The sequence below is a fragment of the Muricauda sp. SCSIO 64092 genome, assembly GCF_023016285.1.
In the GTDB taxonomy this organism is placed as follows: domain Bacteria; phylum Bacteroidota; class Bacteroidia; order Flavobacteriales; family Flavobacteriaceae; genus Croceivirga.
In genome coordinates, this window is record NZ_CP095413.1 from 2876179 (window position 1) to 2897898 (window position 21720).

Genomic DNA, 21720 nt, shown 5'->3' on the forward strand with positions numbered 1-21720 from the left:
CCCTATTGTTTCCCTCCCAAAGCGGGTTTGTTTCCCTTTTGTTGCCATTTACATTAAATGGTAATCAATTGATAGTGATACATTTGAGTGTAAACCTATACAATAAGATCATGAAACTAATTAACGTATCAAAAGTGTTGTTTGTAACGCTTTTTGCCCTTTTTGGGATGGTGGAAAGTTATGCTCAAACAGGAAATATTACCGGTACAATTTCCGATGAAAATGGCATCTATGTTTCTGGTGCCAATATTTTTATTTCGAGCTTAAACAGGGGAACAATTTCTGATTTTGATGGACGATTTACCCTTGTTGGAATTCCGGAAGGGAGTCATACTATCCAGATTACCTACATAGGATATGGTGATATTGCGCAAGATGTTGCCGTTAGCGGCGGGGAAACGGCGAGCATGGTTGTGGAACTTACCCCTACCAATTACCAGTTGGATGAGGTTGAGGTCGCAGCCCACGGTTTAAGTGGTCAGGCCAAAGCACTAAATACCCAAAGGACAAATTTGAACATTACCAATGTAGTATCCACGGACCAAATTGGAAAATTTCCGGATGCCAATATTGGGGATGCCGTTAAGCGTATCCCTGGGATTACAATGCAAGTAGATCAGGGGGAGGCACGTAATGTTATTGTTAGGGGGCTTTCGCCACAGCTCAATTCCGTGACCTTGAACGGGAGTCGTATTCCCTCCGCCGAAGGGGACAATAGGAATATCCAAATGGATTTGATTCCTTCGGATATGATTCAGACTATTGAAGTAAACAAAGCAGTGACCCCGGACATGGATGGGGATGCACTCGGGGGTTCCATAAACCTGGTCACACGTACCGCTCCCCAGGGATATCGCCTTTCTGCGACCCTGGGTTCGGGAATCAACTTCATAACCGATAGGAGAAACCTCAATGGTTCGTTCCTCTTGGGAGATAGGACGAAAGATGGAAAATTTGGATGGATGTTGGGAGCGGTAATCCAGGACAACGATTTTGGTTCCGACAATATAGAAGCAGAGTGGAACAATGAATTTGCGTTCACCAATGCCGATGGGGATGAAGAGGAACTGGATGTAAACCCATACACGGATGTTTTTGAGCAGCGTACTTATTTAGTACAACGGGTGAGACGAAGTTTTTCCGTCAATTTGGATTACCAATTCGATCCCAACAACTCCATTTACCTAAAAACCATGTATAACTGGAGGGATGACCGGGAGAACCGTTTTGTAACGGCCCAGGAACTTTTGGATGCAGAGGACATTCAAGAAGGGGACTTTACGATAACAAATGGGACGCCCACCCGCTTTCCCGTTGAAGTTGCGAGGGAAACAAAAGGAGGTATAGACAATGACCGTAACCAGAATACAAGGCTTGAAGATCAACGGATGCAAAACTATACGCTTGGTGGAAATCATTTATGGGGCAAAGTTAAGATCGACTGGCTGGCATCCTATGCCAGGGCATCCGAAGAACGTTTGGACGAACGCTACGCCCAATATACAACGGAGTACATCGCCAACATTGATAACAGTGATCCGGAGTTTCCCAATATGACCGCGGAAAACCCTGAAAACACCAATGATTTGTCCTCTTTTGAGTTTGACGAAATTACCAATGAGACCCAATTCACCGATGAGGACGACATCAACCTTTTCCTAAATGTTGAAGTACCGGCAAATCTCTTTGGGGATAAGGATGGAACGCTAAAATTTGGTGTTCGGGGAAGGTTTAAAAATAAGGCCAGGGACAACGATTTCTTCGAATACGATCTGGAGGATACCTTTCCCGTTTTGGGTGGCATTCCCACGGTGGATATGACCGATCCCGATTTTTTGGTTGGCAGTGAATATGCCGCAGGATTTTATCCGTCCCCAAGTTGGTTGGGAGGCCTTGATTTGAACGAGACCAATGGCTCACCCGTTTTGGAGGAGTTTTTACCGGGAAACTTTGATATTAGAGAGGATGTACTGGCAGGATATGTGATGGTAAATCAGAAATTGTCGGATAAATTTGGTCTCCTGGCAGGACTCCGAATAGAAAACACCCAGTTGGAGTCGGATGGTTTTAGTCTGAATTTTGGCGAGGACGATGTGGTGGTTGAAGAAGTAAGCGATGATACCTCGTACACCAATATCTTACCAGGGGTACATCTTAAATACGATATCACGAACAATACCATTTTACGATTTGCATGGAGCAATACCCTGGCACGACCCAACTATGAGGATTTGATTCCCAGGGCAGAAATTGTGAATGCCGATAATGAGATTATCCTGGGAAATGCTGAACTCGATCCCACAACCTCCATGAACTTTGATTTGATGGGAGAGCATTATTTTCAAAGTATTGGAGTGATTTCTGGAGGACTTTTTTATAAACGTATCAGTGATTTCATCTATACCTTTATTTCTGAGGCCCCCGATGATTCCTTTGGACCGGGAACAGCAGGTTTTGATGTGTTCCAACCTTTGAATGGGGACAATGCTTCCATTTTTGGTGTGGAATTCGCTTTTCAGCGCCAGCTTGACTTTTTACCTGGATTTGCCAAAAACTTCAACATCTATTTAAATTATACCCACCTTACCTCCAGTGCCGATGGCATACGAAACGAGGATGGGGATGAACGGGCAGACGATTTGGACCTTCCCAATACGGCCCCCAACATGTTTAACGCCTCCCTGGGCTATACCGGAAAACGATTCAGTGCCCGGTTATCGGCAAACTATTCCGATGCCTACATCGATGAGCTCGGGGGGAATGCCTTTGAAGACCGTTTCTATGACGAACAGTTTTTTCTGGATTTTAACTCCAGTTATGCCATTAACAATAAACTTAGAATTTATGCGGACCTCAATAATATCACAAACCAGCCCTTGCGCTTTTTCCAAGGCGTGAGTAACCGGACCCAGCAATCGGAATTCTATGGGTTACGCCTTACTTTTGGTTTAAAATATGATGTCTTCAAAAAATAATCGGTTACACTCCCTGTCCATTCCTACCCGTGGGCAGGGTTTTTTCCTAAAAATTCGTTCATGAAAGCCTATTTTTTAGTTTTTGTTGCCGTGTCCCTCCTTTCCTGCAATCAAAGTAAGTTGCCTCCCATTGCTCCTGATATCATTACCGAGAAAACCCCCAACGATACGGACGATCCCGCCATTTGGGTCAATGCGGAAAATCCTTCCGAAAGCATCGTTTTCGGGACGGATAAAGAAACCAACGGGGGCGTTTATGCCTTTGATTTGGACGGTAAAATTATTGGGGACAAAAGCATAAAAAACCTGCAAAGACCCAATAATGTGGACATTGAATACGGATTTCGATTGAATGACTCCACACGGGTCGATCTTTTGGCCTTTACCGAAAGGGAGAAACAACAAATTCGCCTGTTTTCCGTACCGGATATGAAACCATTGGATAATGGCGGTTTTCCAGTTTTTGAGGATGCCAAGGGTTTTGAACAAAACCTTCCTATGGGAATAGCACTGTACAAATCCCCAAGGGATAGTTCAATCTATACTATTGTTGGACGTAAAACCGGTCCATTGGAGGGCTATTTATATCAGTACGTATTAAAACCGGATAGTTTGGGTGTCCGAGCTGAACTTGTTCGAAAATTTGGTAAATATAGTGGCCAAAAGGAAATTGAGGCCATTGCCGTGGATGACGCGGAAGGCTATGTCTATTATTCCGACGAGGGCGTGTGCATTCGTAAATACTACGCCGAACCAAGTATGGGCAATACGGAAATTTCCTGTTTTGGAGGGGAGCATTTTTTAGAGGATATTGAAGGGATTGCCATTGCCTGTTATCCCAACGGTGGGGGATACGTCATTGTTTCCAACCAACAACTGGGGGAGTTCAACATCTTCTCAAGAAGGGAAAACGAATTCCTAAAAGCGGTAAATCTAAGCACTTATGGAACGGACGGTTGTGAGGTGGTGACCATCCCATTAAACGATACTTTTCCCAATGGCCTTTTTGCGGCCATGAACGATACCAAGGAATTCTATTTCTATGACTTAAACAAACTAGGGTTTAAGCCTAATTAACGATGCATCTCTGATTGCATTTACTGGGTCAGAACGCTTCAGCAAAAAGTGCTTGCAAACTGTCCCAGGATTTCTTGTCGGCGTCCGCGTCATAAGCCAAGGGCAATCCAAATTTCTCACCATTGGCATCCGCTTCCTTACTTGTAAAACTATGCTTTACCCCGGGATAGGAGATATAGTTATAATCGGCACCAATGGAGTCCATAGCGGTTTTAAAACCGGTTATGGATTCAGGACTGATAAAGGGATCATCAGCACCATTGCACACCAATACCTTGGCCTTTAGTTGGTCGTTGGGCATTACCGGAAGTTGAACCCCACTGTGGAATGCCGCCACGGCATCCAAATCCGCGCCGGAATTGGCCATGGTCAAGACCACGCTACCACCAAAACAATAGCCAATGGCCCCAATTTTATCACCATCTACAGATTCATGGGACTTTAACAAGTCCAAAGCGGCATTAAAGCGTGCCGTGGCTTCTGGCAGATTGGTCATTACACTTGACGCGAACTTCCCTGCATCATCGGGATGATCGGCCAGTTTGCCATCACCATACATGTCCACGGCAATGGCCGTATACCCCAATTCGGCCAACATATCGGCACGTTGGCGCACATAATCGTTATGTCCCCACCACTCATGGACAATTAAAACTCCAGGACGTTTTCCCGCAACATTTTCGTCATAGGCAATATATCCTTTAAGATTTGTGGAATCGGTGGCATAGGTAACCTCTTCCCCTTTCACTTTTACGGGAAGCTCTTCCTGGGTTTCCTTGGTATCAGTGGTGTTTTCTTTTTTGGGTTTGCAGGATGCGATGCCGATCAAACCTGCAACAAGCAATAGGGCCGCTATTTTTTTCATTTTGGTATATTCAGGATTTGTCTAAAGATAATCAACCTTTCCCAAATTATTCCTCCAAAATATCCTGAATGATTTTTAGGTGATGGTTGGTATGAATTTCCAAAAACCTTCGGGATTGGTCCCGGTCCAAATGATCAAAAACAGGGTGGGCAAAAAAGGCGTTTTCATCCAAACTGGAAATATCTATTAGATTTTGCCGGGCCTTTTGGAGTTGCGCCGTTAAACTATCCAAAAGCACAACATCCGGGGGTCTTACACTGGGAGGTGATTGGGCTGCGCCCCTGGGGATTATTCCAGAAGTATGCACAACAATTCGCTGCATATTAAACTTGGAGGTATACGCATTAGGGTCGGAGCGAAGCAAATTTTCCGAAATCCTGTTTATGGTTTTGAGCATATGATCCAAATGCCACGCTACATCAGCTTGGGATATCGCTTCATTTTTGATGGCCCTTTGGTCAAAATAACCTTCTATTTCTACAAGTTGACCATCCAGAAAGTCACTATCGCTTTCCCGGTTATTACTAATGGAAACCACGGTAACAATGATGATTAAAATTGAAACTGCCCAAGAGATTTTCTTCATTTTTATGTGGTTTTCCACCCCCACCATACAAAAGTAGGGCGTACAGCTTTTCTTTTCTTAAAGGTAAAGGGAGTTGTCTGCAACTTTTTCTCTTTCTCCCGATACTTGTTCTCACTTTTTTTCATGATTATTGGTGTTCTTGATTGATAGTAATGGGACGTCCAAAATTGAAATTTGTAACCAAAATTTATCATAAATCTTTTTGTTCGGCCTTTTGCATGATTTCTTCCAACCAAATTTGGTGTAGGCCCTCCAGTTTTCTGGGTTGAAATACCTTTTGCATAAAGGTCAGGAAACCGGTTTGTGATTCCTGGGTTATTAGTTTGCAACCGTTGTCCGTTGGAACGATCAACCATGCATGGTACCCCTTAATACTGTTTTTTTTGGATTCCCAACTTAATCTGGAGTAGGGCTCATATTCCCGTATAAAAGATTCAAAGTTCAGTCCCATGGTCTTCCACGTAAAGACAGCATCCTCCAAAAGGATTGTTGTATCGTCCGGACTTGTTATGGCCACGTTTCGTGCCCCTTCGTACCAATTGGGCCAGGTTTCGGCCTGGATCAAAATGTTCCAAACGGTTTCCGGGGATGCCCTAATGTCTATTTCATTATGGACAAAAAAACCGGCCTTTTTCGGGTCGTAGGCGTTTGGCCAATTGATTTGATCGGTATAAGGCTGCCCACTGGCCACCTTTTCTTTCGTTGATACACAGGAAATCAGGCAAAATGCAATGGCAAGTATGAAACCACTTTTTTTCATAGCAACTTATTTTTTTAAAATATCCCTTATTATTTTTAGATGGTGTTCGGTATGGATTTCCAGAAACTTTTTGGAGGTTTTGCGATCCATGATTCCCAAATAGGGGTGTTCAAAAAAAGCCTTTTTGGGAAGCGAGTCGTAGGCTGTAAGATTTTTTCTTGCCAACGCGAGTTGCCCATACAGACTGTCTGTATGGATAACTTCCGGAGGGGTCACAATTTTAGGGGATTCCGCCCTCCCTCTTGGGATTTTGTTGATCAGTAAAAGTAGGGTACGACCAAGATTGATCCTTCCTTTGTAATTCTCCGGATTTGATTTTTTTACAGCTTTGTGGATTTCATTGATGGTGCGCAAGGAATGATCGAGGTGCCAAGCCACTTCCACTTTGGAAACCGCAGGGTTCAGGCTGTCCCTAAAGGCAATATAACCCTCTATTTCGGTCAGTTCTCCTTTTAAAAAATGGGAACAGCATTCTTTTTTTGGATTATCCATGAGCAGAACTGTTGCAACCAAAAAGGAGCATAACAGTAGTGTTGTTTTCATTTGAATGGCGCTTAACATTAGAGTGATGCTTGCTGATGTTCGGTCATCTTCCCCATCACCATTTTCATGATACGTATCTTACCCCATCTGGGTACGGTCCTAAGACCTGATACCAATAGTTTGGTCAGCAATCCGGGAAATACGGTATGCTTCTTGCCGAGGGCCTTTAAAATGGGTATGGCTATATCATTGGGCTTTAAGGCGTTTTCCATTCGCATATCGGCCACTTTTCCAAAACCGGTGTCCACTGGACCGGGAGCAGCAGCTATGACATCCACCCCATAAGGTTTAAGCTCGTGGTACAAGCCTTCTCCCAAAGACTGTACATAGGCTTTTGTAGCCGCGTAATGGGAGGCGTTGGGAACCCCTTGAAAACCCACAATGGAACTCATCAAAACAATTCCACCCTTTTTCTGCTCCGCAAACTTCCGGGCGAAATAATGCGTGAGCATCATCAGTGCCAGGGAATTCACTTTTAACATACGGATCTCCTCGTCAAGATTTGCCTCCCTAAAGTGGCCCGATGTTCCAAAACCGGCCGAGGCAACAAACAACCCAATGGAAATGTTCCTTAGTTCCTCAACCATCCTATAGACCTCGGGAGTAGAGGAGATGTCGGCAATCACAACTTCGGTAAGAATCCCATATTCCTCTTCAAGTGAATTGCTAAAGGAGCGTAGCTTTTCCTTGTTCCTCCCCGAAAGGACAATGTTCATGCCCATAGTGGCGAGATTTTTGCACAATGCCTCGCCGATTCCAGAGGAGGCCCCGGTGACCAGTGCCCAGGAACCATATTTTGCTTTGAATGTTTTTTTGAAGTGGTTTGAAAATCCCATGGCCTATGGTTTAGAATTGAAACTTGTATCCAAAGTCAGGGAAGAACCCTATTTGATTTACCTGATCTACTTGATTCGTCAATCGGTTATACCTTCGTACAAACACGTTCTCATTGTTCGTAACATTTTGCAGATCCACATAGAACTGATGGGACCTTTTTTTCGTCTTGCTGTTTAATCGAATTCCGAATTTTACGTCCCAGCGGAAATAATTGTCAAAACGTTCGCTAAAGGCTAGGTCCTCCTGTTGTACTTCAAAACCGGCTTGTTGCGATGCTTCAAGATCAATGGGCGTAAAGTATTGTCCCCCGGAGGTGGCCAAACGGGTATCCACAAAGAATACGTTGCGTCCTGCAGCGCCGATTTTAAATTCCCTGCCGGTCAAAAAATTAACGACGTACCCATTGTTAAAAGGGGTGTTGCGCTCAATACCATCACTGCCCTCGTACCTACTTTCAAAAAACGACCCTGTTAAAAGACCATAATATCCCTTGCTAAAGAATTTTTCCAAAGTGAATTCGATACCGCGGTTGAACCCTGTCCCTTCGTTTACCAGACCGGTGCGATCGTTATCAAAAACAAAGTCGGCCCCTTCGGTCAGGGAAGAATAACTGGATGGGAAGGACTCTACGGCGGCATTGTCGATGTCCTGATAGTACACTTCTACCTTGCCCCTCCAACTGGGCGCCAATTTCACATCGTAACCCAGGACATAATGGGCACTGCGAACAAAATCCAGGTTACGGTTGGTTTGAACGGCTTCCCCATTTACATTTTCATTAATAAATAAGAGGGGCAACGGTGCAGGCTGGTGGTGCAGACCATACCCCAGGCTAAGGCTTTGGGACGCGGTGATATTGTATTTTAGGCCTGCCCGTGGCTCAAAGACAAACTGTTCGTTCAGGGCGCTGTAAAGGCTGTGTAATCCGGCATTGAGTGCAAGTTTTTCAGTAATCCTAAATCGTCCCTGCACATAGGGTTGTAGCACTACAAAGGATTCATCCACATCGCGGAACGTAGTAAGGTCGGGATCACCATCACCATCATTGTCCGGTTGTTCCTCCCTGTCCCGAAGCAAGGATTGCAGACCGAAATTCTCGAGCAATACCCCGCTACGAAAAGTAATCTTATTGCTGATTTTACTATTAAAAAGGGTGGAAAACGTAAGTCTGCTCTCACGGTCATCGGTATCAAAAAATGGGAGCAACCGTTCCTCTGGAGTGTCCTTGTTGATAAAACGCTCCGCATTGATCTCACTTTGTGCCAGTGACCCCCCAATAATGGTCCTTAGATAGGAGTTTTTCCCAATTGCCAAACGGTGTTTTAGCCCCAAGACCCCAAAGCGGGATTCAACAAAAAGATTCTCGTCCTCGGCAGCAAAAAGGTCATTCTCGTCAATCTCATCCCCTAAAAAGTCGATATTGGAAGTGGCCAAAATCCCAAATACCGAAAAGGTTCCGAGTTTCCCCTTTCCAAAATTTAGGTTGAAGGAAACATCCGCATAGTTGGGTACGGCGGTGGAAGCTCCCCCTGCGCCTCCACCCACAAGCCCTACCAGGGAGTAGCGTGCGGCCAAAAGGAAGGAGCCCTTGTTTTTGCCCATAGGGCCTTCTGCTGTAGCCTCAAGCCCGGTAAATGCCCCGGCCTGGGCCGTGAATTCATAATCATCCACATTTCCCGTTCGAAATCCAAGATCAAATACCCCACCCAATGCATTCCCATATTCTGCGGGAAAGGCAGAAGTGATGAAATCCGAGTTTTTGAGCATATTGGGATTGATGGCAGAAACAGGTCCTCCCGTAGTGCCAAAGGCAGCGAAGTGGTTGGGATTTGGTGTTGGGATACCTTCAACGCGCCAAAGCAGCCCAATTGGGGAATTCCCGCGGACCACAATATCATTCCGGCTATCATCCGGAGTGGAAACCCCGGCAAAATTGGCAGCCAAGCGCCCCACGTCACTGCGTCCCCCGGAAAACCGGGTTACCTCCTCTATACCAAATTGCCTGGCCGAAACTGCGGCGGCCTTATTTAAAGGCTGGTCTTTATTGGTTTCAGTGGTAAGTACAATTTCATCCAGTTGGTTAAAGGATTCCAAAAGTGTGATGTTCACGCTAACGTCCTTGCCCGTGGTAACCACAACATTGGGGATGGTAGCACTTTCATAGCCTATAAAACTTACCCTTATGGCCTGTCTTCCCAGTGGGACACCGGTAAGGGTAAAACGACCGTCAAAGTCCGTAATTACCCCAGTGGCAACTTCTGTGTTCAAAAGTTCCACAGTGGCTCCCTCCAAAGGGTTTTCGGATTGTTTGTCCACAACAATCCCTTTGATGGTTCCGGTTTGCGAAAAACCAAAATGGACAGTTAAAATAATTAGGATAGCAATTGTTTTTTTCATGGCATGTCTTTTTTGTTGAAACCAAAAGTGTGGATTGCATTGGGGTTGACCACACCAATTTCACCCAAGTGGGTTTTTTCCTTTTGAACGGGAAGGATTTGGACTGAACTGATAAAAAGCCATTTAAAGGCACATTTTACAATTCAATCCTTAATTTGACGGTTCAGTGTAAAGTGTAACGGTAAAGAAAAAGTTGGGGTGGTCCGAATGGTTACTTGTGTATCTTTAAAGTTGAAATGAAAAGGATGTTTTCAAAAAAAGGGGTTCGTAAGTTCTTGTTCCGTTGGATGGTGGTCAATGTGGTTTTTTTGTTGATAAAACTTTCAGTGGAACACGGCCAAGGGGAAGAAGGCACATTTTTTGAACCTACGCCCATATTTTATTACCTCACCGCTTTTTTATTTTTCATGGTCGCCTGGGAATATAACGATAGGCTGATTTATAAACAGTTGGAACGGGGCGGGCTTGATTTTAAAAACAGTCTTATCATTTTTGGTAAGACCATGGCGGTACTGGTTCCCATGACCGCCATAATCTATTATGTGGCCCTTTTTCCCCTAAGGGAAACCATTGGTATTGTTTGTGAGGATCCCGTTCTGGAATTTCGTGGAAATGTCCTTAGGGCCTGGTTATTGGGCTTTGCCGTGATTTTTGTGAACCTCTTCTATTTTACCATGAAACAGAAAGATGAACTTACACGTCAGATGGAAGATTTAAAACGGGAAATGATGGTATCCCAATATGCCATGTTGAAAAATCAGATAAGCCCACACTTTTTGTTCAACAGTCTAAATACCCTTACCTCATTGATGTATGAAGACCGTGACCTGGCTTCCGATTTTGTAACACGTTTGGCCAGTAGCTATCGCTATATTTTGGACAATCGCGAACGTGATTTGGTTACCCTTCAAAAGGAACTGGGCTTTTTGGACTCCTTCATCTTTATGATGAACGTTCGCCATAAACAGGCGGTTCAGATACAATTGGAGATCAAGGTAAATCCCGAAAAATATGTAATACCCACACTTTCATTGCAGATGTTGGTCGAAAATGCACTGAAACACAATAGGTACAGCAAGGAAAAACCGTTGAAGGTGGTCATTTCCTCCATTCAAAATGACGCCTTGGCCATCAAGAACAACCTGCAAAAGCGCGAATTAAAAAATGGGACTACACAGTTGGGAATCAAGAATATCAAAAGACGCTATGCCTTTTATACGAACAAACAGGTTTTGGTCCGGGAGGAAACCGATCACTTTGAGGTCATCATCCCGTTGTTGGATGAAAGCATTACCAAAATGAACCTAAAAGCGATTTCCTGATGAAAGCCGTCATTGTAGAGGATGAGGAATTTGCTGCCAAACGCCTGGGGCAGTTGGTGGCCGAACTGGCACCTGAAATCCGTTTGGAGGCCATACTGAATTCCGTGGAAAGCGGGACCAGATGGTTCTCCAACAATGCCCAACCGGACTTGATTTTCCTGGACATTCAATTGAACGATGGCTACGGCTTCGATATCTTGGATGGACTTGAAGAGCACCCACCCGTAATTTTCACCACGGCGTACAACGAGTTTGCCATTAGGGGCTTTAAGTACAACGGAATTGATTATCTGTTGAAACCCATTGTAAAGGATGACCTTAAAAAAGCGCTTGAGAAATTCAAAAAGAACATTACCCAAAATGGGCGGGGTACAGCTGAAAATCTGGAACATCTAAAACAATTGTTCCACAAGGAGTATAAGCATCGGTTTATGGTCAAAGTGGGCAATATGTTCAAGTCGTTCAACGTGGAGGACATCGCCTATTTCAAGTCCCATGAAGGCATGATCTGCCTGTACACCCATTCGGGTCAAAGCTATCCCATAGAATATACCATAGACCAATTGGAAAACATCCTGAATCCCATTCATTTTTTCCGAATCAACCGAAAGTTTATGGTCTCTGTAAAGTCCGTAGTGGAAATACACAGCTACTTCAACAGTCGTTTACTATTGAAAATCCTTCCTAAGGAAGAAAACCAGGTCATTGTATCCCGGGAACGTACGACCAACTTTAAACGCTGGTTGGATATGTAGGCCGGCAATTTTCATTTCTCCTTTTGGCCAAAGGATAGGTTTTCTCCATATCTTCACCCACGGTTTCAATTTAAAACAGCAACTAATGATTAAAAAGTTTGGTCTATTGGTCTTTGCCCTGGGTATACTATCCGCGTGCGGCACAAAAAATGTAGTCAATGATTTGGCCACGGATAACCCAATTATCGCAGCATTGGATTTGGTAAATAGTAATGACGATAAAGTTGCGGTTTCCATTGACCCGGGAAGATTTGTCACCGATACCGTACTATACAGGTTGCCCAGGGTAGTCCAGGGAACGTATTCGGTATCGGATTTCGGTAAATATATCGAAGGCATAAAAGCTTTTGATTATCAAGGGGAAGAATTGGTGGTAAACAAAGTGGATACCAATACTTGGATGTTCCCCAATGCCAAACAACTGGATCGAATATCGTACTGGGTCAACGATACCTTTGACCAGGAAGTACAGGGTGGTATAGGCGAGGAAGTCCCCTTTTCGCCTGCGGGAACAAACATTGAACCCAAGCAGATAATGTTGAATCTACATGGTTTTATAGGTTATTTTGATTCTTTGAAGAACAACGCTTACCAAATAGACATTACTGCCCCATCACATTTTAACTATACCTCCCCCCTCCAGGAAATTGAATCTTCAACCAGTGAGGATGGAAAGACCAAGAATTCGGTTTTTTTGGCCAATCGCTATTTTGAGGTAACGGACAATCCCATGATGTATGGCGAAACGGAAGTGGAAGAGTTTATGGTCGGGGATATTAAAATCGTATTGAGTGTTTTTTCTCCCAATAAGGTGCATACCGCTGCCGGGATCAAAGAGACGGTAAATAAAATGATGTTGGCCCAAAAAAAGTACCTGGGCGATTTAAACAGTACGCCCCGTTATGATATTCTACTTTATTTATCCGATACGGCGAAAGAAGATTCCCCAAAAGGTTTTGGGGCTTTAGAACATCATTCCTCCACAGTGGTGGTCCTACCGGAGCAAATGGAACCGGAAGCCTTCGCAGAATCCATGATAGATATTGTGGCACACGAGTTTTTCCATATTGTAACCCCTTTGTCCGTACATTCTGAGGATGTACACTATTTTGATTACAATGCGCCCACCTTTAGTAAGCATCTATGGCTCTACGAAGGCGTTACCGAATATTTTGCACAGCATTTCCAGGTCTATGAGGGCTTGATCGATAAAGAAGAGTATTATTCCAGGACCACACAAAAAATAAATGCGTCACGCTCCAATTATGACGATACCATGAGCTTCACGCAAATGAGTGAGAATGTCTTGAAAAGTCCTTATAAGGAAAACTATACCAATGTTTATATGAAGGGCGCGCTTATAGGAATGTGTTTGGATATCTTAATTCGTGAAAACAGTGATGGTAGTAGAAGCCTGCTGACCCTAATGAAGGAACTGTCCAATACCTATGGCAAAAATAAGCCCTTTGTTGATGACGATTTGATCCAAGAGATCACAGGGATGACCTACCCAGTGGTAGGGGAGTTTTTGAATACCCATGTAGTGGGGACCGATCCCATTGATTATGGTGCTTTTTTTGAAAAAGTGGGACTTTATTTTGCCGAAGCCGAAGTAGAAACAAACTATATCCAAAATGCAGGAAACCTAATTGTTGGTGCCGACCCTGAAAAAGGCGCCATAAAGTTCAATGACTTGGTAACCAACAATAGTTTCTGGAATGACAATGGTGCCCAACCGAATGATGTGTTCAAGTCCATTAACGGGGTGGAAGTGAGCCTGGCCAACGCCAATCAAATCTTTGGGGAGGTCTTTACCTGGCAACCTGGTAAAGAAATAGAAGTGGTCCTTATGCGTGAAGCTGAGGAAGTGGTGATAAAAACGACCACAACACCTTCGTATACCAAAGCGAATACCTTAATGGAAAATCCAGAGGCTTCCCAGGGACAGAAAGCGCTTAGGAATGCCTGGTTGAAGCGCTAAGAAAAGTGGTACGGGCTCAGAACATATTTTGTTAAGCGCTATAATGAGCCAATGGTATTGGCTTAAAACCTAATCAACCAATTCAACTTAACAACTAGGGTAGCTCAGCGTGCCCTTAGGAAAATCCCTTTCAAGCGTTCCTCCATAAAAAGGGTCGAGAGCATCTTTTTTTTCTAGAACTACATAAAAACAAGGCAATCAAAGGAGAGTCCAAAGATTGATTTTTGTAGTTTCATGAGGTATTAACGTAAACATCTTTTATTATGAAAAAACCTGTAATTGCCGTAATGCTTTCATTGACCCTGTTATGTTCAAGTTGCCTTGGATCTTATCAAGCCTTTAATAACCTTAGGGATTGGAACGATGGTTTGACCGATAGTAAGTTCCTGGATAACCTCATATTTTGGGGACTGAACATCGTGCCCGTATATGGATTGTTTTTTATAGGGGATACCCTTATTTTCAACGTCATTGAGTTTTGGTCGGGGTCTAACCCTATTGCCATGAAAGAGGGTGATGTGGAAACACAACTTGTGGAACATGAAGGAAATACCATTGAGATGGTAGGAACAAAAAACCGGATCCAACTAACGGTTTTGGAAGGCCCCAAAAAGGGAAGCAAATTGGAACTATTCTATAAACCGGATGAAAAGTCGTGGAACGCCATTCGGCCCAATGGTGAGATCATTAAACTTTCCTCCATGGAAGAGGGCTTTTATATTGTTTACTTACCAAATGGGAAAGAGGTCCGAATAAACCCACTGGATTCCAGAGAAGAGAATTTGGCACTCCTGGAAGAAAACAAAAGTTGCTACTATATGGAAGGGATGCTTGCCACCATAGAATAAGCAATAAAAAAACCCCCGAGCAATCGGGGGTTCTTAGTAAGGCTGTATAAAATCAATATCTATAATACTCCGGTTTATAAGGGCCTTCCACGGTTACCCCAATATACTCGGCTTGATCTTTCTTCAATTCTGTGAGTTCGGCACCCAATCTGGCCAAATGCAATTTTGCGACTTTTTCATCCAAATGCTTAGGGAGCATATACACCTCGTTGTTGTAGTTTTCACTGTTGTTCCACAATTCGATTTGTGCCAAGGTTTGGTTGGTAAATGAATTGCTCATCACAAAACTTGGGTGGCCTGTAGCGCAACCAAGGTTTACCAATCGACCTTCAGCCAAAATCACAATGTCCTTACCATCAACAGTATACTTATCTACCTGGGGCTTGATTTCATCTTTGGTATGTCCATAGTCCCCATTTAGCCAGGCCATATCAATTTCATTGTCAAAATGCCCAATATTACATACAATGGCCTTGTCCTTTAACGCCCGGAAATGTTCTTCCCGGATAATGTCCTTGTTTCCTGTTGCGGTAATGACCACATCCGCATTTTGCACAACACTTTCCAGCTTTTTCACTTCATAACCATCCATACAGGCCTGCAAAGCACAGATGGGATCAATTTCGGTTACGGTAACGATGGCCCCTGCACCTCTAAAAGAAGCAGCGGTTCCTTTTCCAACATCACCATACCCTGCAACAACCACCCGCTTTCCGGCCAACATGGTATCCGTAGCCCTACGGATGGCATCAACCGCACTCTCCTTACAACCGTATTTGTTGTCAAACTTGGATTTGGTCACCGAGTCGTTTACATTGATTGCGGGCATGGGCAGTGTTCCATTTTTCACACGATCGTACAAACGGTGCACGCCAGTGGTGGTTTCTTCGGACAGTCCTTTGATCGCGCTGGTCAATTCAGGATATTTGTCCAATACCATATTGGTCAAATCCCCACCATCGTCCAAAATCATATTTAATGGCTGTCTTTCTTCCCCAAAGAACAAAGTCTGTTCTATACACCAGTCAAATTCCTCTTCGTTCATACCTTTCCAGGCATAAACAGGTATCCCGGCAGCGGCAATGGCGGCGGCGGCATGATCCTGGGTAGAGAAAATATTGCAGGAACTCCAGGTAACATCAGCACCAAGTTCCACAAGGGTTTCTATGAGTACGGCGGTCTGGATGGTCATATGGAGACATCCCGCTATACGGGCCCCTTTTAAAGGTTGCTCGTCCTTGTACTCTTCACGTAAGGCCATCAATCCTGGCATTTCTGCCTCGGCCAGTTCTATTTCCTTTCTTCCCCAATCTGCCAATGAAATGTCTTTCACTTTAAAAGGAACATATGCTACAGTTTTGGTGCTCATAATTGTGTATTTGAATTATTTATAGCAATTTTCGGCTGCAAAGATACAAATTCACCTTACTATTAGCTGTGCCACTTCACAAAACCATAACAGTTTCAGAGCATATAAAATCCTTTATTTGGAAGGTAACCGAAAAGGAAAATGAACTGGCCACCGGTATAGAACTCAGCCAACGTTGCCAGGATCGATTAAGGGATATGAAGTCGGAAATGCACCGCAGGGCATTTTTAAGCATACGGCATTTATTGGGTTTGGCGGGATATGAGGGGAAGCACTTGTTTTATAATGAATTTGGGAAGCCCTTCTTGATGGATGGCACCCATATCTCCATATCGCATTCCCATAACTTTACGGGAATCATTGTAAGTACCTCCAATAAAGTTGGGATAGATATTGAAAAGCAGCGGGAAAAAATTCTGAGGATAGCCCATAAGTTTACACCCTTGCATGAATATAGAACCGTAGCCAATGCCGAGGCATTGATCCTTAAACTGACCCAGGTTTGGTGTGCCAAGGAAGCCCTTTATAAAATTTATGCACAGCCAGGGCTCAGTTTCTTAAATCATATCATGGTAAACGATTTTAAACTAGGGGATTTAGGGACTACGGCGGAGATCCACTATCAGGGAAGGAAATCCAGCTATCAAATCACCTTTGATGAATTTGAAGGGTTTTCCTATGCTTATGCCCTGGATGGCAATTAAGAGCCTGTTTGGGAATTTGTCAATTGTTTTCTTATGTCCCTTTTTGCGGCCAGCGCACCATCTGGCCCCTCTTTCAAAGGCCAAACCGTTGGCCTTTTCTTTCGGTCCTGTTAAAATTTTAGTCCATAACTATGGCTATGCTTTTCCATCGCACCGGCTCGCCCATAGCTTTCGCTATGTCGTGCCTCGTTCCGCACTAAAAATGGCCTATAACAATTCCAATCACAAATTCCCAAACAGGCTCTAAGTTTACGTGTTTAATACTAGATTTGTCCCTTAAATAGATAAACATATCCAATGAAAATCTCCGTAGAGCTTACCCTGACCCCATTACAGGATGATTTTGAACCCCCCATCATCAATTTCATTACAAAACTTCGGAACTCTGGATTAAGGGTTTTGGAAAATCCTTTGAGCACACAGGTTTACGGTCCTTATGATGCTGTAATGGCAATAGTTGCCCAAGAGATTAAAGTGGCTTTTGAAAATACGGATAAGGTGCTGTTATATATGAAAATCGTAAAGTCCGATCGAAGCGATTATGAGCCCCATTTTTGATTTTTTTCTTGATGCCTATCGCGGGAAGGAAACCTATATTGTTATTCTGGAAGCGATTGTTTTTGTATCAGGGATACTCAGCGTTTGGTTTGCGAAGCATGAAAACATTTGGGTGTATCCAACAGGGCTTTTGGCAACGGTGATTACGGTGTATTTATTCCTAAAGGATGGACTCTTGGGAGATATGATGATGAATTTTTATTGGTCCGCCATGAGCATCTACGGGTGGTGGAACTGGTCAAGAAAAAAGGGGAACAGGACAATTGTCAAGATTTCAAGAACCACTGCCAGGGAAAAATGGATTGGATTGGGATTGTTCTTGGCAACCATGGGCTTTAATTATTTGGTTTATCGTCTCTTCGGTTATGAAATTTTGACTTCCAATTACATCGATATTTTTACGTCGGGACTGTTCTTTACGGCAATGTGGTATATGGCACTGAAGAAGTTGGAAAACTGGACCCTTTGGATTATCGCGGATGTTATTACCGTTCCACTTTATGCCTATAGGGGGTGGGGAATGTTGTCCTTTCAATATCTTATTTTTACGGTTTTGGCAATACAAGCATATGCTGCATGGAAGAGAAGCTTAAGCAACAGCCCTCAGACCTTATTAAGATAGTCCTGTTTGGACCTGAATCGACCGGAAAAACTACTTTGGCAAAACAATTGGCCAAACATTACCATACCCATTGGGTCCCGGAATATGCCCGGGAATACCTTCAAAAAAAATGGTATGATGAGGGAAAGATTTGCGAACTGGAAGATCTTTTGCCCATAGCTAAGGGACAAATGGCCCTGGAGAACCAATTGGCCAAACGAGCCAATAAGATTCTTATATGCGATACGGACCTATTGGTGACCAAGGTATATTCCGAAGCCTATTTTGATGATTTTTGTGATCCGCTCCTGGAGAAATATGCCCTTCAAAATACCTATGACCTTTATTTTTTGACTGGCATTGATGTACCATGGGTGCCAGATGACCTTAGGGATAGACCAAATGAGCGGGTGAAGATGCTTAACCTTTTCAAAACAGCTTTGGAGAAATATCAACGTACTTTTGTTATTTTAGAAGGTAATCAAGAAAAACGATTGGATACGGCCATTACCGAAACTGACAAACTGATGAACAATGATTGACTTTACACAAAAAGACGAAGCACAACTCAACGAAAAGGGGATTGCCAAGGAAAGGGTATTCCAACAGATTGAAACCTTTAAAGAGGGCATTCCGTTTGTAACCCTTGAAAAGGCCGCCATAATTAAGGGAGGCATTGTAAAGGTTGAAAATGAGGGAGAATTGGTTTCGTACTATGAAGACACTATTGAGGACAAGACAATCTTAAAGTTTGTTCCAGCTTCAGGTGCCGCCTCCCGTATGTTCAAGGCCATGTTCAATTTTGTGGATGCCTTTGACCCATCAAAGGAGACATTGGCAACCTATTTTGACCGTACTGGGGATAAGGCCGTACAGCAATTTGTTGAAGGCATGGATAAATTTCCTTTTCATGATGAATTGCTACAAAAAATTGAAGGGCAATATGCCAATGAAGATGAGAAAGTCCACCTTTTTGTCAAAACCATGTTGGCAGAAGACGGTCTCAATTTTGGTTTTTATCCCAAAGGTTTGCTGCCCTTTCATGTGTGCAAGCGGGGCGCTGCCACACCTTTTAAAGAACATTTAAAGGAAGCGGCGTGGTATGCCAAAACCAATGGAAAGGCCAATTTGCACTTTACCATTTCGCCGCAGCATGAGGAAATGTTCAAAAAGGAAGAAGGTATTTCCGTACCAAGAATTTCGCAAAAGACCGATACGGAATTCAAGGTATCCTATTCCTTTCAAAAACCATCAACGGATACGGTGGCCGTCAATATGGACAATACCCCTTTTCGCGATACCGATGGAAGCCTATTGTTCCGACCTGGAGGTCACGGCGCTTTGATTGAAAACCTCAACGAACAGGATGCCGATGTTATTTTTATCAAGAACATCGATAATGTGGTCATTGACAAAAATTTGGAAGCGGTGGGCAACAGTAAAAAAATGCTTGGGGGGCTATTGTTAAAACTTCAAAGCGCAACATTTGCCTATGCCCGGGAATTGGATAACGACCCAGATACCGAAAAAATCAATGAGATAGCAACATTCGCCGCCGACCAATTGAACGTGGTACTCCCTGATGGCTTCCAAAATATGGACGATGATGAAAAACAAGCTGTCCTAAAGAAATATATCAACCGCCCTATCCGTATTTGTGGGATGGTAAAAAATGAGGGGGAACCTGGTGGAGGGCCTTTTTTCATAAAGGATGGCCAAGGAAATATTTCGCTTCAAATAATAGAATCGGCACAGGTGGATATGTCGGATTCAGCGCAGGTATCCATCCTTAAAAATTCAACACATTTTAACCCCGTGGATTTGGTTTGCGGTATTAAGAACTATAAAGGGGAAAAATACGATCTTATACAGTTTGTGGACCACAAACAAGGTTTTATAACCGATAAAACCAAAGATGGTAAAGATTTAAAGGCAATGGAACTTCCAGGACTTTGGAATGGTGCCATGGCCTTTTGGAACACTATTTTTGTTGAGGTTCCCTTGGTCACCTTTAACCCCGTAAAAACGGTAAACGATCTTTTGAAGCCTTCCCACCAGGCTTAAAAACCAATATAGTATATCCGTTAAAGCCACCTTTTTTAGGTGGTTTTTTGTTTTATGTGACTTTTCCAAAAAAGAGGTGTCTTACCAATAGAAAAGCAAAAGGAATGGCAGACATCATAAAATCGGGACTATTGGGAATTGCATGGGTAGGGACCTTGATTTTTTCCGCGCCACTTTTGAACGATACGGAAGACAAAAGAATAGTTACAGCTGCTAAAGAGGTGGAGCTGAAAACAGAAAATGATATTTGCACTCCGCTGTAGCCAGTAAGGCTCACGGATTTTTGGTTGGTTGATTTGGTTGAAAGGACCGTAAAGTGGATACGATACGGTCCTTTTCATGAAAAAGGAATAAAAAGTATCCGAACGGGTGATGCTATGCTACACTAACCAGGCGTTATCCCAGATTCCCAAACCATGGGAATCGGAAAGGCTGCCATTGACAGCCTTTTTTCTTTTCAGGAGGATAAAAAAATCAAAAAGGGCATCCAATTGCTTTTTTTGGTCGTAAATAAGGGGTATATCCCAAAACATAAGAAAAATGAAGAAGCGTATTCTCCTTGCTATAGTATCAATGGCTACCTTGTCCATTTCCAATGCGCATACGGTACACCCAATGGAAGTATCCGTGGAAAAAACGGACGAGTACCAAAAAATTGATGCTTCGGAATTGCCGCCAGCCGTAGTGGAAGCATTGCTTAAGGATTATCCCACCTCTAAATTAAGTCAAGCTTTTAAGAACCGATATGGTAAGTACAAGCTCATTATGGTATTACAAAGTGGTACAAGAAGAACGGTCTACATCGATTCCTACGGTCGTTGGTTACCTAAAAAATAGCTATCGTCTTCGAAAAACCTGGAGGACCATCTAACAGATGGTCTTTTTTTGTGTAAAAAATATACAGTCTGTTGGGTTTGGTAAACATAATTACACAACTCCTATTTTTATTGTAAAATCATAAACATCTTATTTTCAAACAGTTAAATCCTATTTTGCTCTTTGAAAAGTATTGGCACTGGATTTTCATAAGGGTAAGCAAGTTTAATTTTTAAAACATACATGATGAAAAAATTGATTTTTGCAACCATTTTATCCATAGCTGGTCTTACGGCTATGGCACAGGAAGAGATTGCCGAACAAATTGGGGATGGGGTGAGTTCAATGAACATTACCCAGGATTTTGAGGAAATAAGTGTTTCCGACCTCCCAGAGGCTGTTACGGCAGCCGTGGCAAGGGACTATCCTACCGCTAAAATTACCAAAGCATACAAAGACGCTTCCGATATCTACAAAATGGAAGTTGCTATGGAAGATGGTAGCTCAGGTACGCTATATGCAGATGCGGAAGGGAACTGGATAAAGGTATAGCGTATGTGATTCATAGCATATGTGCTTGTTTGGTTTGGAAAGGGGGCCCACATTCGTGGGCTCCCTACTTTTATGATAATTTTACGGCACTTCCAACGTCCAATTCTTTT

The 21720-nt window shown here is 43.3% G+C and carries 21 protein-coding genes; 14 read left to right on the forward strand and 7 right to left on the reverse strand.

Annotated elements, in window-relative coordinates; translation table 11 throughout:
• Nucleotides 1-110 precede the first annotated feature (110 nt).
• Nucleotides 111-2975: a TonB-dependent receptor gene (locus tag L0P88_RS12220; RefSeq protein ID WP_247130206.1), complete on the forward strand. Its 2865-nt coding sequence runs from the start codon at nt 111-113 to the stop codon at nt 2973-2975.
• A 60-nt stretch (nt 2976-3035) separates the two neighbouring features.
• Nucleotides 3036-4052, forward strand: a complete 1017-nt coding sequence (locus L0P88_RS12225) for a phytase (protein ID WP_247130207.1) — start codon at nt 3036-3038, stop codon at nt 4050-4052.
• A gap of 28 nt (nt 4053-4080) precedes the next feature.
• Here the strand turns inward: L0P88_RS12225 and L0P88_RS12230 are convergent, their stop codons facing one another.
• The 6 genes from L0P88_RS12230 to L0P88_RS12255 all read right to left on the reverse strand — a co-directional run bounded on the left by L0P88_RS12230 (nt 4081) and on the right by L0P88_RS12255 (nt 10040).
• Nucleotides 4081-4917: a dienelactone hydrolase family protein gene (locus tag L0P88_RS12230; protein WP_247130208.1), complete on the reverse strand. Its 837-nt coding sequence runs from the start codon at nt 4915-4917 to the stop codon at nt 4081-4083.
• A 46-nt stretch (nt 4918-4963) separates the two neighbouring features.
• Entirely contained in the window at nt 4964-5503 is a 540-nt protein-coding gene (locus L0P88_RS12235; RefSeq protein ID WP_247130209.1) for a DUF1569 domain-containing protein, read from the reverse strand.
• Nucleotides 5504-5693: 190 nt separating this feature from the next.
• Complete coding sequence (locus L0P88_RS12240; protein WP_247130210.1) at nt 5694-6263, reverse strand: SRPBCC domain-containing protein; 570 nt, start codon at nt 6261-6263, stop codon at nt 5694-5696.
• A 6-nt stretch (nt 6264-6269) separates the two neighbouring features.
• The gene (locus L0P88_RS12245) at nt 6270-6806 is read right to left on the reverse strand and encodes a DUF1569 domain-containing protein (RefSeq protein ID WP_247130211.1); all 537 of its coding nucleotides are present in this window, start codon (nt 6804-6806) and stop codon (nt 6270-6272) included.
• Nucleotides 6807-6823: 17 nt separating this feature from the next.
• Nucleotides 6824-7642 carry an SDR family NAD(P)-dependent oxidoreductase gene (locus L0P88_RS12250; RefSeq protein WP_247130212.1) on the reverse strand — a complete coding sequence of 273 codons (819 nt, stop codon included), beginning with the start codon at nt 7640-7642 and terminating at the stop codon, nt 6824-6826.
• A gap of 10 nt (nt 7643-7652) precedes the next feature.
• Nucleotides 7653-10040 (reverse strand): TonB-dependent receptor, encoded by a 2388-nt coding sequence (locus tag L0P88_RS12255; RefSeq protein ID WP_247130213.1) that lies wholly within the window; start codon nt 10038-10040, stop codon nt 7653-7655.
• Between the two features lie 245 nt (nt 10041-10285).
• Here L0P88_RS12255 and L0P88_RS12260 point away from each other — a divergent pair, with 245 nt between their 5' ends.
• The 4 genes from L0P88_RS12260 to L0P88_RS12275 all read left to right on the forward strand — a co-directional run bounded on the left by L0P88_RS12260 (nt 10286) and on the right by L0P88_RS12275 (nt 14946).
• Nucleotides 10286-11362: a sensor histidine kinase gene (locus L0P88_RS12260; protein ID WP_247130214.1), complete on the forward strand. Its 1077-nt coding sequence runs from the start codon at nt 10286-10288 to the stop codon at nt 11360-11362.
• The gene (locus L0P88_RS12265) at nt 11362-12117 is read left to right on the forward strand and encodes a LytR/AlgR family response regulator transcription factor (RefSeq protein WP_247130215.1); all 756 of its coding nucleotides are present in this window, start codon (nt 11362-11364) and stop codon (nt 12115-12117) included. Before L0P88_RS12260 ends, L0P88_RS12265 begins: the two co-directional genes overlap by 1 nt.
• 85 nt (nt 12118-12202) lie before the next feature.
• On the forward strand, nt 12203-14098 hold the full coding sequence (locus tag L0P88_RS12270) for a peptidase M61 (protein ID WP_247130216.1): 1896 nt from the start codon (nt 12203-12205) through the stop codon (nt 14096-14098).
• A gap of 263 nt (nt 14099-14361) precedes the next feature.
• Entirely contained in the window at nt 14362-14946 is a 585-nt protein-coding gene (locus L0P88_RS12275) for a DUF3332 domain-containing protein (protein ID WP_247130217.1), read from the forward strand.
• A gap of 52 nt (nt 14947-14998) precedes the next feature.
• Here the strand turns inward: L0P88_RS12275 and ahcY are convergent, their stop codons facing one another.
• Nucleotides 14999-16315, reverse strand: coding sequence for an adenosylhomocysteinase (ahcY, locus tag L0P88_RS12280; RefSeq protein WP_247130218.1), 1317 nt, complete (start codon nt 16313-16315; stop codon nt 14999-15001).
• Nucleotides 16316-16383: 68 nt separating this feature from the next.
• On the opposite strand from ahcY, the gene L0P88_RS12285 reads away from it, so the two are divergent.
• From L0P88_RS12285 to L0P88_RS12320, 8 genes are all read left to right on the forward strand, one after another.
• Nucleotides 16384-17019, forward strand: coding sequence for a 4'-phosphopantetheinyl transferase family protein (locus tag L0P88_RS12285; protein ID WP_247130219.1), 636 nt, complete (start codon nt 16384-16386; stop codon nt 17017-17019).
• 297 nt (nt 17020-17316) lie between these two features.
• A complete protein-coding gene (locus tag L0P88_RS12290) occupies nt 17317-17577 on the forward strand; it encodes a thiamine-binding protein (RefSeq protein ID WP_247130220.1) in 261 nt (86 codons plus the stop codon).
• Entirely contained in the window at nt 17561-18199 is a 639-nt protein-coding gene (gene pnuC / locus L0P88_RS12295) for a nicotinamide riboside transporter PnuC (RefSeq protein WP_247130221.1), read from the forward strand. Before L0P88_RS12290 ends, pnuC begins: the two co-directional genes overlap by 17 nt.
• Nucleotides 18154-18720, forward strand: a complete 567-nt coding sequence (locus tag L0P88_RS12300; protein ID WP_247130222.1) for an AAA family ATPase — start codon at nt 18154-18156, stop codon at nt 18718-18720. The genes pnuC and L0P88_RS12300 overlap by 46 nt, the downstream gene beginning before the upstream one ends.
• Nucleotides 18713-20242, forward strand: a complete 1530-nt coding sequence (locus tag L0P88_RS12305; RefSeq protein WP_247130223.1) for a DUF4301 family protein — start codon at nt 18713-18715, stop codon at nt 20240-20242. Before L0P88_RS12300 ends, L0P88_RS12305 begins: the two co-directional genes overlap by 8 nt.
• A 104-nt stretch (nt 20243-20346) precedes the next feature.
• Nucleotides 20347-20505, forward strand: coding sequence for a hypothetical protein (locus tag L0P88_RS12310; RefSeq protein ID WP_247130224.1), 159 nt, complete (start codon nt 20347-20349; stop codon nt 20503-20505).
• 277 nt (nt 20506-20782) lie between these two features.
• The gene (locus L0P88_RS12315; protein WP_247130225.1) at nt 20783-21079 is read left to right on the forward strand and encodes a hypothetical protein; all 297 of its coding nucleotides are present in this window, start codon (nt 20783-20785) and stop codon (nt 21077-21079) included.
• 222 nt (nt 21080-21301) lie between these two features.
• Nucleotides 21302-21610, forward strand: coding sequence for a hypothetical protein (locus L0P88_RS12320; RefSeq protein ID WP_247130226.1), 309 nt, complete (start codon nt 21302-21304; stop codon nt 21608-21610).
• Nucleotides 21611-21720 lie beyond the last annotated feature (110 nt).